This window comes from Brevundimonas sp. (assembly GCF_031412435.1).
Lineage (GTDB): Bacteria > Pseudomonadota > Alphaproteobacteria > Caulobacterales > Caulobacteraceae > Brevundimonas.
Genome location: NZ_JANODA010000088.1, coordinates 32,445 through 45,179 on the forward strand (window position 1 = coordinate 32,445; position 12,735 = coordinate 45,179).

At 65.9% G+C, this 12,735-nt stretch carries 17 protein-coding genes; 5 read left to right on the top strand and 12 right to left on the bottom strand.

The window, feature by feature from the left end; all coding sequences use genetic code 11:
• Positions 1–92 precede the first annotated feature (92 nt).
• The 4 genes from RMO01_RS17835 to RMO01_RS17850 are packed head-to-tail and all read right to left on the bottom strand — an operon-like array spanning position 93 to position 2,378.
• A complete protein-coding gene (locus RMO01_RS17835) occupies positions 93–620 on the bottom strand; it encodes a hypothetical protein (protein ID WP_309630408.1) in 528 nt (175 codons plus the stop codon).
• The gene (locus RMO01_RS17840) at positions 617–1,090 is read right to left on the bottom strand and encodes a hypothetical protein (RefSeq protein WP_309630409.1); all 474 of its coding nucleotides are present in this window, start codon (positions 1,088–1,090) and stop codon (positions 617–619) included. The genes RMO01_RS17835 and RMO01_RS17840 overlap by 4 nt, the downstream gene beginning before the upstream one ends.
• A 60-nt stretch (positions 1,091–1,150) precedes the next feature.
• Entirely contained in the window at positions 1,151–2,020 is an 870-nt protein-coding gene (locus tag RMO01_RS17845; protein ID WP_309630410.1) for a M56 family metallopeptidase, read from the bottom strand.
• Positions 2,013–2,378: a BlaI/MecI/CopY family transcriptional regulator gene (locus RMO01_RS17850; protein ID WP_309630411.1), complete on the bottom strand. Its 366-nt coding sequence runs from the start codon at positions 2,376–2,378 to the stop codon at positions 2,013–2,015. The genes RMO01_RS17845 and RMO01_RS17850 overlap by 8 nt, the downstream gene beginning before the upstream one ends.
• A 238-nt stretch (positions 2,379–2,616) precedes the next feature.
• On the opposite strand from RMO01_RS17850, the gene RMO01_RS17855 reads away from it, so the two are divergent.
• From RMO01_RS17855 to RMO01_RS17870, 4 genes are all read left to right on the top strand, one after another.
• On the top strand, positions 2,617–3,573 hold the full coding sequence (locus RMO01_RS17855; RefSeq protein ID WP_309630412.1) for an ABC transporter ATP-binding protein: 957 nt from the start codon (positions 2,617–2,619) through the stop codon (positions 3,571–3,573).
• The gene (locus RMO01_RS17860) at positions 3,570–4,337 is read left to right on the top strand and encodes an ABC transporter permease (protein WP_309630413.1); all 768 of its coding nucleotides are present in this window, start codon (positions 3,570–3,572) and stop codon (positions 4,335–4,337) included. Before RMO01_RS17855 ends, RMO01_RS17860 begins: the two co-directional genes overlap by 4 nt.
• Before the next feature lie 12 nt (positions 4,338–4,349).
• On the top strand, positions 4,350–4,631 hold the full coding sequence (locus RMO01_RS17865; protein ID WP_309630414.1) for a DUF427 domain-containing protein: 282 nt from the start codon (positions 4,350–4,352) through the stop codon (positions 4,629–4,631).
• 63 nt (positions 4,632–4,694) lie between these two features.
• Positions 4,695–5,684 carry a hypothetical protein gene (locus RMO01_RS17870; RefSeq protein WP_309630415.1) on the top strand — a complete coding sequence of 330 codons (990 nt, stop codon included), beginning with the start codon at positions 4,695–4,697 and terminating at the stop codon, positions 5,682–5,684.
• An 11-nt stretch (positions 5,685–5,695) separates the two neighbouring features.
• Here the strand turns inward: RMO01_RS17870 and RMO01_RS17875 are convergent, their stop codons facing one another.
• Together RMO01_RS17875 and RMO01_RS17880 are read right to left on the bottom strand one after the other, a co-directional pair.
• On the bottom strand, positions 5,696–6,103 hold the full coding sequence (locus RMO01_RS17875) for a hypothetical protein (protein ID WP_309630416.1): 408 nt from the start codon (positions 6,101–6,103) through the stop codon (positions 5,696–5,698).
• Between the two features lie 47 nt (positions 6,104–6,150).
• Positions 6,151–6,666, bottom strand: a complete 516-nt coding sequence (locus tag RMO01_RS17880; RefSeq protein WP_309630417.1) for a hypothetical protein — start codon at positions 6,664–6,666, stop codon at positions 6,151–6,153.
• A gap of 78 nt (positions 6,667–6,744) precedes the next feature.
• Here RMO01_RS17880 and RMO01_RS17885 point away from each other — a divergent pair, with 78 nt between their 5' ends.
• Positions 6,745–7,416, top strand: coding sequence for a DsbA family oxidoreductase (locus tag RMO01_RS17885; protein ID WP_309630418.1), 672 nt, complete (start codon positions 6,745–6,747; stop codon positions 7,414–7,416).
• A gap of 196 nt (positions 7,417–7,612) precedes the next feature.
• Here RMO01_RS17885 and RMO01_RS17890 read toward each other — a convergent pair whose 3' ends face one another.
• The 6 genes from RMO01_RS17890 to RMO01_RS17915 all read right to left on the bottom strand — a co-directional run.
• The gene (locus RMO01_RS17890) at positions 7,613–8,158 is read right to left on the bottom strand and encodes a hypothetical protein (protein WP_309630419.1); all 546 of its coding nucleotides are present in this window, start codon (positions 8,156–8,158) and stop codon (positions 7,613–7,615) included.
• A 271-nt stretch (positions 8,159–8,429) separates the two neighbouring features.
• On the bottom strand, positions 8,430–8,771 hold the full coding sequence (locus RMO01_RS17895) for a GIY-YIG nuclease family protein (RefSeq protein WP_309630420.1): 342 nt from the start codon (positions 8,769–8,771) through the stop codon (positions 8,430–8,432).
• A 238-nt stretch (positions 8,772–9,009) separates the two neighbouring features.
• Positions 9,010–9,816, bottom strand: coding sequence for a DpnI domain-containing protein (locus tag RMO01_RS17900; protein WP_309630421.1), 807 nt, complete (start codon positions 9,814–9,816; stop codon positions 9,010–9,012).
• A gap of 28 nt (positions 9,817–9,844) precedes the next feature.
• Positions 9,845–10,063: a hypothetical protein gene (locus tag RMO01_RS17905; protein WP_309630422.1), complete on the bottom strand. Its 219-nt coding sequence runs from the start codon at positions 10,061–10,063 to the stop codon at positions 9,845–9,847.
• A gap of 25 nt (positions 10,064–10,088) precedes the next feature.
• Entirely contained in the window at positions 10,089–12,047 is a 1,959-nt protein-coding gene (locus RMO01_RS17910) for an AAA family ATPase (RefSeq protein WP_309630423.1), read from the bottom strand.
• Between the two features lie 121 nt (positions 12,048–12,168).
• On the bottom strand, positions 12,169–12,735 hold a 567-nt coding region (locus RMO01_RS17915), incomplete at its 5' end, for a UvrB/UvrC motif-containing protein (protein ID WP_309630424.1).

Sequence of the window (12,735 nt, forward strand, 5' to 3'; positions counted from 1 at the left end):
CCAAGGTCCGCTTTCGACGGTGGGCCCACCACGCAAAGCGGACCTCAAGGGCAGATCCCGACAACTGCGGTCGGGAAGTTGGAGGCGCCTGCCTATCCGCCCCAGGCCGGCGGCCAGATATTGTTCCGCTTCCGACCCTGCTGATCAGTGTTGTCTCCGATGCTCCAGCCTTGGGGGCAGGGTCCCAGCCTGGTGTAGCGACGGGTCTGGGTCACGATGTAGCCGTGCCGACCCAGGGTTTGAACGTTCAGGGCCACCGTGAAGTCCGACGGGTCGCCCTCCGTCTTCACGCTGAACATCAGGGCGTGGCCGCCGGACGCGCAACGTCCGATCCGCCCGCCGTCGGTCTCCACCGGTTCCCCGATAAGAATGCAGGGCTGTCCCCCCACCTCCGGAAGCGGGGATTTGAAGCCCTCGCGAAGCAGGGTGTCGGCGCAGAGCTGGACAGGAAGGGAGTCGCTGTTCACGACCTCCACACGCCACAACTCCGGCGGGTCGACTGCGGCCTGTCGTTCGAGCCAACGGTCCGTGCGGACCTCGCACCCCGCAACCATCGCCGCCGTCAGGATCGTCAACCGCACGGCGGCCCAGGTCACCGACTGACCTCGGCGCAAGGTCATTGCCTCGCGCGAGCGATGGCGGCCCGCACATGCTCCAGGCTGAAGACGGCCGCGGCGGCAGCCAGAGTCCCCGCCAGGGCGATCAGGGCGAGTTCCGCGTAGATCTGCGCCAGTTGCAGGGACGATGGCGGCCGGTTGAACCATGCCGAGGCCACGGCCCCGTTGAGCAGGTTCTGGAACACGGTCATCAGGGCGACCAGTGGTCCGCCCAGCCGCAGCCCCGACACGAAGCCGATCCCCCGGGGCGACAGGGTGTCGCGCGTCCGTCTGGCGAGCCAGGGTCCCAGAGCCGCGGCCGTCAGCCCGCTGACGACCAGACCGATCACGATGAGCTTCGTCTCGGGCCCGGCGTCGTTGAAGGCCGCGGCGACCTTCCATCCTCTTCCGCCGGGTTCGACGCTCTGCGCCGCGACGCCCCAGGCGGCGAACAAGGCCGCCGCGATCGTCGGCAAGGCGATGTGGAAACGCATGGCATCCTCCGTTCGATTGACGAAGGCAGAATGGATTACAATTGTAATACGGTCAACAGGTCATGGCGCGGCGAGCGAGACGGGGGCTCTCAGTTGGAGATACACCACGGGCAAGGACGCCGGCCTTACAGTCTCCGGCGAAGCGGGCTGCACCCTCCAGGCCACCGTCGCGGCGGCCAGGGCGAGCGCCAACACGCAGAGGGTCGCCGCGAGGTCCGGCCGATGACAGCGCAAACGCAGGCTGGCCACGCGCGTTTCCAGCGCCGTGGCGCCGGTTGCGCTCCAGCTGCACCCGAGGACCAGGGGCGGCGTCGGCGCCGTCTTGAGCAGGGCCTCGGCGTAGATGCGGCGTCGCCCGGCCCTCATCGCCATCACCGTGGCGTCGCAGGCCAGCTCCTGATCGAAACGGAAGCGGTCGGCGCCGATGTGCGCCAGCGGGTTGCACCAGAAGAGGCAGCGCAGCACCGCGACCGCCGCATTGACGCGCAGATCGCCCCGGTCGCGGTGGGCGTGTTCATGGGCGCGGACGACGGCCAATTCCTCGGGGCTCCAGCGGGCGCCGCTATCGGCCGGCATGACCAGTTGTCCAACGAGGACCCCGGTGATCGCGGGGCCGGCCAGGCCCCGGCGCGCCTGCATCGCGAACCGCGCCTGCGCCGCCACGATCAGGCCGGCGGACACCACGACACCAAACAGCCAGACGGACAGGACGATCGTCGTCGGAACCACGAACGGCGCTGCGGATTCAACGCCGATGCCCATTCTCGGCAGGCAAACGGACGCCATGGCCGCAGGCACGATCGCCCAAAGGCCATAGGCGGCGCGCGGCCCGAACCTGTGGCGAAACGGTCGGCGGACCAGAAGCACGATCAGCACAGCCGCAGCCAGCGCCGCGTTCAGCTCCGTCAGATGTCCCAAGGCGTCAGTCATCGCCCAACTCGGCGATGATGGCTCGCAGGCGTTCCCGATCCTGGGCCGACAGCGTCCGGCGCTGCGCGAACTGCGCCACAAGCGGCGCAACCTCTCCGCCGAACAGCCGGTCCAGCAAAGTCTCGCTCTCGGCCAGGGCGAACGCTTCCTTCTCCAGCGCGGCGAGATAGCGGTGCCGCCCCTCCGCGCGCTCGGAGCGGATCGCGCCCTTCTTCAGGAGCCGGTTGATCAGGGTCTTGACCGTTGCGTCGCCCCAGGTCGTCCGGGCGCGCACCTCGGCGATCAGCTGTTCCGCGGACAGGGGCTGCCCCACCCACAGGGCGTCCATGACCTTGAACTCGGCGTCCGTGATGTTCATGCGTCTCTCCGGCACAGGATTACACATGTAAAGCAACGCCGGCGCAAGCGATCTCGAGCTGAACGGCCAGGATGATTTGAAAGCACCCGTGCGCTTCCCGCTCATGGCGGACATGGACCGTGTCCGCTCAAAGCCTCGAAATGTCAGCAGTTGGCGACTTACCTGCCCGCTGCGCCTTGAGCGGCGACCGAACGTCGCCATATTGCCGCCACGGCAGTTCGGCCGTCAGGAACGCCGCATGCCGGTCATCGACATCAAGGGCCTGAGCAAGACCTACGCCTCCGGGCTGCAGGCGCTCAAGCCCACCGACCTTCAGATCGGCAAGGGCGAGATCTTCGCACTGCTGGGTCCGAACGGGGCGGGCAAGACGACCCTGATCTCCATCGTCTGCGGGATCGTGACGGCCACGTCCGGCACGGTCATCGCCGACGGGCATGACATCAAGAAGGACTACCGCCAGGCGCGGATGAAGATCGGCCTGGTGCCCCAGGAACTGACCACCGACGCCTTCGAGACGGTGCTGGCCACCGTGACCCTGAGCCGGGGCCTGTTCGGCAAGGCGTCGAACCCGGCCTATATCGAACAGGTCCTGAAGGACCTCAGTCTGTGGGACAAGAAGGATGCGAAGATCATGACCCTGTCCGGCGGCATGAAGCGCCGGGTCATGATCGCCAAGGCCCTGAGCCACGAGCCCGACATCCTGTTCCTCGACGAGCCGACGGCCGGCGTGGACGTCGAGCTGCGTCGCGACATGTGGAACCTTGTCCGGCGCCTGCGCGAGAGCGGCGTCACCATCATCCTCACCACCCACTATATCGAGGAGGCCGAGGAGATGGCCGACCGGGTCGGCGTCATCCTCAAGGGCGAACTGATCCTGGTGCAGGACAAGACCGAGCTGATGAAGAAGCTGGGCAAGAAGACCCTGACCCTGAACCTGCAGGACCCGTTGGAGACCCTGCCGCCCGAGCTGGCCGAGTGGGACCTGACCCTGCGCGACGAGGGCAATGAGCTGGAGTTCGTGTTCGATTCCAACGCCGAGAAGACCGGCGTGCCGTCCCTGCTGCGCAAGCTCTCGGACCTCGGCATCGCCTTCAAGGACCTGAACACCCGCCAGAGCTCGCTGGAGGACATCTTCGTCAGCCTTGTCCACCGCGAACCGCCGCAGGATATCCGCGTCGGGGGAGCCTCCGCATGACCTTCAACGGCTATGGCGTCTGGGCCATCTACAAGTTCGAGATGGCGCGCGCTCTCCGCACCCTGTGGCAGTCGATCGTCACCCCCGTGATCACCACGGCCCTGTATTTCGTCGTCTTCGGCTCGGCCATCGGCAGCCGCATGACCGAGATCGACGGCGTGCCCTACGGCGCCTTCATCGTGCCCGGCCTGATCATGCTGAGCCTGTTCACCCAGTCGATCTTCAACGCCTCCTTCGGCATCTATTTCCCGAAGTTCACCGGCACCATCTACGAACTGCTGTCGGCGCCCGTGTCGCCGTTCGAGATCGTCCTGGCCTATGTCGGGGCGGCGGCGACCAAGTCGGCGGTACTGGGGCTGATCATCCTGGGGACCGCGGCCCTGTTCGTGCCGCTGCAGATCCTGCACCCGGTCTGGATGCTGGCCATCCTGATCCTGATCGCCACGACCTTCAGCCTGTTCGGCTTCATCATCGGCATCTGGGCCCAGAGCTTCGAGCAGCTGAACTTCATCCCGATGCTGGTGGTGACGCCCCTGACCTTCCTGGGCGGCTCCTTCTATTCGATCCACATGCTGCCCGAGCCGTGGCGGACGATCACCCACTTCAACCCGGTGGTCTATCTGATCTCCGGATTCCGCTGGAGCTTCTACGGGACCGGCGACGTGCCGATCGTCTGGAGCCTGGTGGCCACCGTCGGCTTCCTCGTCGCCTGCCTGGCGGTCGTCGGGTGGATGTTCAAAACCGGCTATCGGCTCAAAACCTGACGGAGATGACAGATGACGACTGCGACCTGGAACGGGGTGGTGATCGCCCGCTCGGACGATACCGTGGTGGTCGAGGGCAACCACTATTTTCCGCGTGACGCCGTCGATCCGGCCGTGCTGACGGCCTCGACGACCACCTCGGTCTGCCCGTGGAAGGGGACGGCCTCCTATTGCTCGCTGGTCGTGGACGGGAAGGAGAACAGGGACGCCGTCTGGTACTATCCCGAGCCCAGGTCCGCCGCCGCCGAGATCGCCGGTCGACTGGCCTTCTGGAAGGGCGTCGAGGTTCGCTGACGGTACGGTCGGTTAATGTCCTGACATTGGACGCCCCCTCCGTTCGCCGCTAAGACCGCTCCCATGTCCTCCGACACCCCTTCAGGCCCCCCCGCTGAAGACCGTCCGACCGAGCCGTTCTCGCGCGGCCGGATCGTCTGGTCGCGCCCGCCCCAGCCCGTGTTCCGCGTCGGTCCCCTGCCGCGCGTCGCCCCGGCCCCGGCCGCCCGTCCCGTCCGCAGAGCGGGCGCCGGCATCCTGACCGGCTCCATGATCCCTTCGACCCGGGCCGCGTCCCCTGCCGTCGAGCCCTTGCCCGAAGCTCGGGTCGAACCGATCGTCGAGGCTGCTCCCGCGCCTGAACCCGTCGCGCCGGAACCTGTCGTCGAGGCCGTCTCGCCCGAACCGGAGCCGGTCGCCGCCGCGTTCGAACCCGTGGCCGACTCCGTTCAGGCCGCGCCCGAGCCGACGCAGGCGCCGCAGGAAATCGTCATCGAGCCCGAGGCGGCCGAGCCCGCCGTCACCGTTCCGCCGCCGCTCTCGACCGAGGCGAAACCGGCCGCCCGACCGCGCGAACTGCCGTCGGTGGTTGTGACCCCGGCGATCTACGCCACCATGGGCGCGGCCATGCAGAAGGTGGCCAAAGGCGACCGCTGGCCCATCGTCGCGGGCGTCGCCGCCCTGGTGGTCATCGGCGGATTCATCTGGCTGGCCACCCTGCCGGCGCCGCGGCCGGTCGCCCCGGCCCCGACTCCGCTTGTCGCCGATGCGCCGCGTCTCGACGAGACGCCCGTGGTCGAGGACTCTTCGCCCGCTGTCGAACGCCCTGCGCCCGCCAGCGCCGCGCCTGCGCCTGTCTCATCCGCGCCCGCTGCGCCGGTGGCCGCACCGCCGCGCCGTGCGACACCGACGCAGGCCGCGCCAGTCGCAGGGGTTCCGTCCGCCCCGGCCCAGACCGCGCCCCGGCCCTATATCGAGACTGCGCCCCTGGTCGTGGAGCCGCCGACCCCGGCCGCGCCCGCACAGGCTGACCCGGACGCGCCCGTCTCGACCGCGCCCCAGCCGCTGAACTAGGAGCCGCTCAACTAGGCCTTGGGCTCCGGCGCGCGGTAGGGCAGGTAGCCCCGCTCGACCATGCGGCGCAGGCCCTCATAGGCCTCCGACAGCTCCTCGTAGGCCGCGCGCAGGCCGGTCAGCCTCTGGGCCTCGGCCGGGCCGACGGCCTGTCCGGCCTCCGACAGCCTCAGCGCCTCGGCGATCCAGCGCGCCCGCGCCGTCGCCGCGGCCACCGCCAGCCTCTGGAAGGCGGCCGGTTCGGTATGGTTGGCGCCCAGTCCCAGGACCTGCGGGATCACCTCCCGGTTCGAGACGAAGGCGGTGTAGTCGATCTGTTCCAGATGCCCGCGGAGCTTGCGCTGCTCCTGCGGATCGCTGTCGCTGGGCTCGAAATGGTCCCGGCGGCTGCGGCTGCTGGACGTCATGATGCTGGACATTCAGGCTTCCCTGGGCGTTTCCCTGAGCGGAGCCTGCGCCCGACCGGTTAACGCGACGTCAGCAAGCGTGGCCGGTCCGGAGCGGCCCAGCCGGGGGGCAGGGGCTCCGACCACCCCTCGGGCGCATCCTCCGACGCCGGAAAATACCCCGTCGCCGAGCGGTAGCCGAGGATGTACCAGATCTCGATCAGGTAGCCGTGCAGCCGGTCCTGGTCCGCCGCGGGCCGTTTCGACGCCGCCCCGATGGCGATCCCCAGCCGCCCGGCCACGTCCGAGGCCTCCAGCGGCCCGTCCGGTTCGGCCAGGATGTCGTCGATGACTCCATCGACCCAGGCCGACAGGGTGGCCCGGTTCTTCGGCCCCTTGGGTCCGGCATAGGTCCCGTCGGCGTGGAACTTGTCCTCGTCGCGCAGGGCCTGCAGCCGCGCCCGGACCTCCGCTCCCAGCAGGATCCGCTCCTCGTAGAGCGGCTCCGCCTTCGGCTTCCACAGCCGCCACACCACCCCGCCGGCGGCGGCGGCCAGCAGGACGAGGGTCGCCAGAATACGCGCGTAGTGAGCCATGACCCCACCCTAGCGCAGACCGCCCGAAGACCCATATGCAACATGAACCGTTGCGGAGCCCCGCCCATGACCGAAGCCATGACCAGACCCCTGCACATCGACTTCGTCTCCGACGTCGTCTGTCCCTGGTGCGTCGTGGGCCTCGGCGGGCTCGAGACCGCGCTCGACAAGCTGAAAGACGAGGGCATCACCGCCGAGATCGCCTTCCAGCCGTTCGAGCTGAACCCCGGCATGGCGCCCGAGGGCGAGAACGTCGCCGAGCACATCGCCGCCAAATACGGCTCCACCCCCGAACAGTCGGCGGCCAACCGCGCCATGATCACCGCCCGCGCGGCCGAGGCCTGGCCCGGGTTCGAGATGAGGATGGCCGCCGACAGCCGCATCTGGAACACCTTCGACGCCCACCGCCTGCTGGCCTGGGCCGGGGAGGCGGGGCCGGAGCGTCAGAAGGCGCTCAAGGCGGCCCTGTTCCGCACCCATTTCACCGACGGGAACAACCTGACCGACGCCGGCGTCCTGACCCGGGCCGCAGAGGCCGCCGGCCTCGACCGCGCCGAGGCGGCCGAGGTGCTCGCCTCCGGCCGCTACGCCGCCGAGGTCCGCGCCGAACAGGCCCTGTGGCGCCAGCGCGGCATCAACTCGGTCCCCGCCGTGGTCGTCGAGGGCAAATACCTGATCTCCGGCGGCCAGCCCGCCGCGGTGTTCGAGGAAGCCCTCCGCAAGATCGCGGCGGAACAGGCGGCGGCTTAACGTCCTTCTCCTCCCTGTCGCGCAGCGATGGGGAGGTGGCGCGACGCGGCTTCGCGTCGTGACGGAGGGGGCGACACGATGCGTAAGGTGAGGGCTGGCGCGTGCCCACCCGTCGAAACCCGGTCGCCCCCTCCGTCAGCTCGCGAAGGGCTCGCTGCCACCTCCCCATCCTTCGGACGGGGAGAAGGACACCCCCTCACGGCCACAACTCCGCCACCCCCTCCGGCAGCCCGGCCTCTTTCCGCCACGCCTCGCGATGCAGCGCCACGATGCCCCGGTCCATCGTCGCCGGCATCTTCATCGTCCCGTCCTCGGCCCAGATCGCGCTCGCCCACGGCTGCTCCCGGTTCCGCTCCCGATCCCCGGCCGCGACCTCGGCGCCCAGGTGTTCGGCCCGCCACGCCAGCACGAAGCCGAGGTGCCACAGCGGCACATCCTCCACCGGCCCGCCCGCCATCGACTGCGCCAGATTCTTCGCCAGAGCGCGTTCGTCCCTCAGCCGACGCTCGAACCACTCGACCTGATCCTGGGCGTACCGCTCCCAGCCCTCGACCGGCTCCGGCGTCGGGTCCTCGGGCCGATCCCGCTCCCACCCCTCCGCCGCCCGCCGCCGCCACAGATTGGCCAGTCCGACATCGAACCGCCGCGCGCACGACGCCGCCGTCTCCCCGCCCTCCCACGCCCGCCGGACGCGTTCCCAGGTCTCGTCGTCGCGGAATTTCTTGAAGCGATGCAGCGTCATGGACATGAGCCTTGCACGCCCTTGCGCCGGAATCGGACGCACGCCCGCCACCCTGTCGTCATTCCGGGCGAAGGCGCTCTTGCGCCGGAGACCCGGAACGAGGCGGCGCGCGAGAGCGCGAAACTGTCGCGTGCGCATTCGCTGAAGCATTCGCCTTCGCTTCGCTGCGGCGCCGTCCCCCGGTCCGAGCTCCGCTCGGCCGGAGGATGACGAATGTTCCGGGTCTCCGCTGCGCTGCGCCCGGAATGACGAAGGAGAGAGAGAGGGACGATCAATCCTCCTCAGGCGGCGGAACCCAGTCCGGATCGTTCACCGGATACCAGTCCGCCGCGAGGTCCAGCCAGTCGGGGTTCGCATCCTCGATCAGCTTCAGCTTCCAGTCGCGCTTCCAGCCCTTGATCCGCTTCTCCCGCCGGATCGCCTCGACCACCCATTGGTGCGGCTCGTACCAGACCAGTTGCGTGCAGCCCTTCGTCTTCGAATGGCCGTCGAACGTCCCGTTCCTGTGCTTCCACACCCGCGCACGGAGGTTCGACGTCATCCCGACATAGGTCGCGCCATTGCGCCCGTTCGCCATGATGTAGGTCGCAATGAAGGGGCGACGTGTCCGCATCCGTGCAATCTACACGTGTTTTCGGTTTTCGTCATTCCCGCTTCCCCACCCACTTTCATTCGTCATTCCGGGCGAAGGCGCGCTTGCGCCGCAGACCCGGAACGAGGCGGCGCCGCAGCGAAGCGAAGGCGATGGGTCAGCGGATGCATGCGCGACAGGTTCGCGCTCCCGCGCGCCACCCCGTTCCGGGTCTACGCTTCGCTTCGCCCGGAATGACGAAAGTAAGAGAGCGTCTCGTTCAAACCGAGGGGGTCTCCCGTGCGAGCCGGTACCTCCCCCGCCCGCCGAACTGCAGCCACCCCATGTCCCGCAGCACCTGCAGCTGCTGCCTGATCTTCGGCCGGACATTGTTGTTGCCCGGATAGATCGCCGCCAGCCGCGCCTCGAACCCATAGACCTCGGCCAGGGTGAACTCCGGCCGTCCGATAGCCTCGACGCATTTCATCACATCGAGCAGCCAGCCCCGCGCAGCCGGCGCGGCGTCACGCAGGAACAGCGTCGCCCGCCATTGCTCAAGCACGGCCTGTTTCGCTACATGCGCCCCGGCCCGGATCAGCGGAATACGCCCCGCCAGCGGCACCTTCCCGATCAGGATATTGCACCCCTGCCAGCCCGCGCGACGCGCCGTCATCGACAGCGGCCTGCGCGGCTCGATGATCGCTTCGGTGAAGAAATGGCTCGGCACGACGATCAGGTCGGTGACGCGGGTGCGGGCCTTGTCATAACCCATGACCATCAGGCTGGGATTGTTCGCCGCCGCCAGCCGCGCCTTCATCGCGCCCCATGCGCCGTTGACCAGCTTGGTATCGGTGCGGCCCTTGGTGGCCTTGAGTTCGTATTCCTCGGCGCAGACGCCACAATGGAAGTCGGCCACCGGCGCGTTGGCCGCGAAGGCGGTCAGGGGCGTCGCGCCGCAGCTTGGACAGAAGGCGTTGGCGGCGACCCAGTCCTCGCTGAGCACGCGGGCGTTCTGGGTCGCGCCGTTATATACGGCCGCCTCTTCGGCGAAGCCGAGCGTACTCCAGGGCGCGTCGTCTTCGGCCATGCGGTCAGAATGGCCGTGCGTTGGTTAGTCAGCCCTTACCGCACACGGTGGACTCGATCTCTTCGCCATGGGCGTCGAGGGTCACGACGCGGGCAGCGTCGAACTCGACGGTGCCCTGCTCGACCCATTTGATTTCGGGACCACCATCATAAGCGATCTCAGCGGCCTCTTCGGGAGAGTCGGCCTCAACCTCAGTCAAATAGTCGACGTAGGCATCGACGCGGCTGAGTACCGTGAACCTAGGCATGGTGCACCTCCGACGGATCGGCTGCTCAAAGCAGCTTATTGAGTGCCACAAACAGTTTTTCGAAACGGTCCACTGCTTCGGGGTTCCGAGAGAGGAGATCGCTCGCTTCGGTGGGGTGCTCGAAGAACCAAGACGATGGGGTGAAGTGATCGAAATCGGGCCACGTCGGCTTTAGTCGAAAAACGCCCTCGACCATTTTCACGACCCTTTCACTCTTAGGCTCAACCGTGGAAAAATTGGCTGCAATCAGCTTAGGTTTCAGGTCTTTCCCGTAGGTCGAGTTCACTATTTCGAGGTAGCCATCCACCCCGAAGAAATCCTCGATGTCGGAATGGTCTTGGTCCACAAAATCGCTGGTCGTGAAGAAGTGCCCTGCCTGAAGAATGTTTGAAGCGAGCAACTGCTCGACTTTTCGTCTGTCGGTCGCGCCGAAATCCGATAGCGCGGCAACATGAAGACCGTTGCCGCCAAAGAGCGATATGAACGGTTGGAGTTTGTCGATCCCGCCGGACGGGCAAATGACCCATCTTGGGTCCAAACTCATCCTTCCTGCTTTGCGAAGGGCCTGCGATGCAGCCTTCAGATATAGAATGTCCGAAGGGCCTTCGACGAGGAGTGTGTGTTCGCCGATAAACAGGGATTGAGCGATGTCGTATCCGAGCGCACCTTGTAGCGGGAACAAGGTATCACGGTCCGTCGCCAAAGCGTCCGATCGAACCTTAGTCCCCAAGACTTCCATCCGGCCGCTCGGGAGGCGGTTCACAACATCTTCCACGACACGAACCGCTCCGAGATCGTCGCTCGGGATCAGGAACGGCGAATGCGTGGTGAAGATGACTTGGTGGTGAGGGCTAAGTTGCTCGTAGACATATCGCAGGAGGTCTCTTTGAGCTTTCCCGTGGAGTGTTAGGCCAGGTTCATCCAAGAGAATGATGACATTGCCATCTTCGTTCTTGATTTGGGTAAACTCAACCAAGAAAGAAAAGAACCAAATAAAGCCGGCGCTTCGCTCGGAGAATGGCACCGACGCTCGGTGATTGGTATTTTTAACGCGAGCACGGATCACAGTTCCTGAGTTAAAGGGTGCCTGATCACCCGGACGGCCGGGTGAAACGTCAACCTCAACTTCAAGGGCTGTATTCTGGGACCAATACTCGAATATCTGATCGGTTAGGCGATTTGAAGCGGCTTCGCACTCTGACTTCAGTTCTTCATACCTGTTTGCGCCTGATATGTCCGCCAAGTCAGTTCCTGCGTATTCGAGAAACTGCAGGAAAATCGCATCTGGACGGGTCAATCGGCTATTGTCTCTATCAGAGACAATCTTCTCCAATTGAACTTCACCGGCCATTCGATCAAAATGCGAGAAGAGTTTGAACTTTGGAGTAGTTTTGTCCAAAATAGCGCGCGCCCGAGATACTGCACTCTTAGCTGGGTAAGTGTTCAACTCGGCTAAAAGCGCAGCTTGCTTGTCGCTTGGCGACGGCAGTTCGGATAATATTTTCGCCGCACTTGCGGTTCCGGGCGCAAGTTTCAACGGTTCGGCTTCTAGCTCATCCAATCGATGGGCTGCGATGCGGTTGGCTAGTGCTTTCCTATCGTCGATGGGGAGCAACCAATGTGCCCCCGCGCTTTCGTAATATTTTGAGATGGTGACTGTGCCGCCGTTGTATGCGCCCTCGCCAAATGCTGCGTTCAGCGCCGCGATCTCGGAAGCAGTCAAAATCCATTCAGAGCTGCATACAATGGCTTCGCTTCCCGCGTGCCGCTGCTTGTAGTCAGCACGGAAGCGTCTCGGGTAGTCGATGACCTTGTCGTATGCTTTTTCGTCCTCACCATACGGCCGTAGCTGATGGAGAGCGTTTAAAACCGCTGTCTTGCCCGCCTCATTTTTTCCGACGAGGCAAGTTACGTCCCCAATAGAAAACTCGCCCGAGTCCTCGACCGAGCGGTAATTTTGGACGTGAATCTTGGCCAGTTTCACCGACTTCTCCCCTCATCATTTTCCCGTATCGTTGATCGGAAAACGGACACGGTCAAGTTGATGTTCGCTTTTTGTACTTTTCGGCAGGTGAGCTTCGTCGACTTGGATCGCGGGTCGCCCCCTACAACCGCCCCTTCCTGAACCGCTCCTGCGCCTCCGCCTGCGCCTCCTTGCGCCACCGCTTCGGCGCTGAGGCGTCCACGTCCTGTCCGTCCCCGGTCAGGATCTCGTTGGCGAACTCCAGGTCGAGCAGTTTCAGCTTCTTGATCTCGTCGCGAATGCGGCCGGCCTCCTCGAACTCCAGATTGCTGGCGGCCTCGCGCATCTTGCCTTCCATGTCGCGCAGGGTGGCCTGGAAATTGTTGCCGATGAAGGGGCGGCTGTCCTCCTTGACGCCCGTGACGGGGACCAGGACGCGGTCCTTCTCATAGGGGCTGTCGAGGATCTCCTTGATGTCGCGCTTGACGCTGGCCGGGGTGATGCCGTGTTCGGCGTTGTAGGCCTCCTGCCGTTCGCGGCGACGGTTGGTCTCGGCGATGGCGCGCTCCATCGAGCCGGTGATCCGGTCGGCATAGAGGATGACGCGGCCGTCGACGTTGCGGGCCGCGCGGCCGATGGTCTGGATCAGGGAGGTCTCGGAGCGCAGGAAGCCCTCCTTGTCCGCGTCGAGGATGGCGACCAGGCCGCA

Coding starts and splice junctions, on each gene's coding strand:
- RMO01_RS17855 (WP_309630412.1), top strand. CDS start 2,617: ATGCCGGTCATCGACATCAAGGGCCTGAGCAAGACCTACGCCTCCGGG.
- RMO01_RS17840 (WP_309630409.1), bottom strand. CDS start 1,090: ATGCGTTTCCACATCGCCTTGCCGACGATCGCGGCGGCCTTGTTCGCC.
- RMO01_RS17860 (WP_309630413.1), top strand. CDS start 3,570: ATGACCTTCAACGGCTATGGCGTCTGGGCCATCTACAAGTTCGAGATG.
- RMO01_RS17835 (WP_309630408.1), bottom strand. CDS start 620: ATGACCTTGCGCCGAGGTCAGTCGGTGACCTGGGCCGCCGTGCGGTTG.
- RMO01_RS17875 (WP_309630416.1), bottom strand. CDS start 6,103: ATGTCCAGCATCATGACGTCCAGCAGCCGCAGCCGCCGGGACCATTTC.
- RMO01_RS17845 (WP_309630410.1), bottom strand. CDS start 2,020: ATGACTGACGCCTTGGGACATCTGACGGAGCTGAACGCGGCGCTGGCT.
- RMO01_RS17880 (WP_309630417.1), bottom strand. CDS start 6,666: ATGGCTCACTACGCGCGTATTCTGGCGACCCTCGTCCTGCTGGCCGCC.
- RMO01_RS17885 (WP_309630418.1), top strand. CDS start 6,745: ATGACCAGACCCCTGCACATCGACTTCGTCTCCGACGTCGTCTGTCCC.
- RMO01_RS17905 (WP_309630422.1), bottom strand. CDS start 10,063: ATGCCTAGGTTCACGGTACTCAGCCGCGTCGATGCCTACGTCGACTAT.
- RMO01_RS17865 (WP_309630414.1), top strand. CDS start 4,350: ATGACGACTGCGACCTGGAACGGGGTGGTGATCGCCCGCTCGGACGAT.
- RMO01_RS17850 (WP_309630411.1), bottom strand. CDS start 2,378: ATGAACATCACGGACGCCGAGTTCAAGGTCATGGACGCCCTGTGGGTG.
- RMO01_RS17870 (WP_309630415.1), top strand. CDS start 4,695: ATGTCCTCCGACACCCCTTCAGGCCCCCCCGCTGAAGACCGTCCGACC.
- RMO01_RS17900 (WP_309630421.1), bottom strand. CDS start 9,816: ATGGCCGAAGACGACGCGCCCTGGAGTACGCTCGGCTTCGCCGAAGAG.
- RMO01_RS17890 (WP_309630419.1), bottom strand. CDS start 8,158: ATGACGCTGCATCGCTTCAAGAAATTCCGCGACGACGAGACCTGGGAA.
- RMO01_RS17895 (WP_309630420.1), bottom strand. CDS start 8,771: ATGCGGACACGTCGCCCCTTCATTGCGACCTACATCATGGCGAACGGG.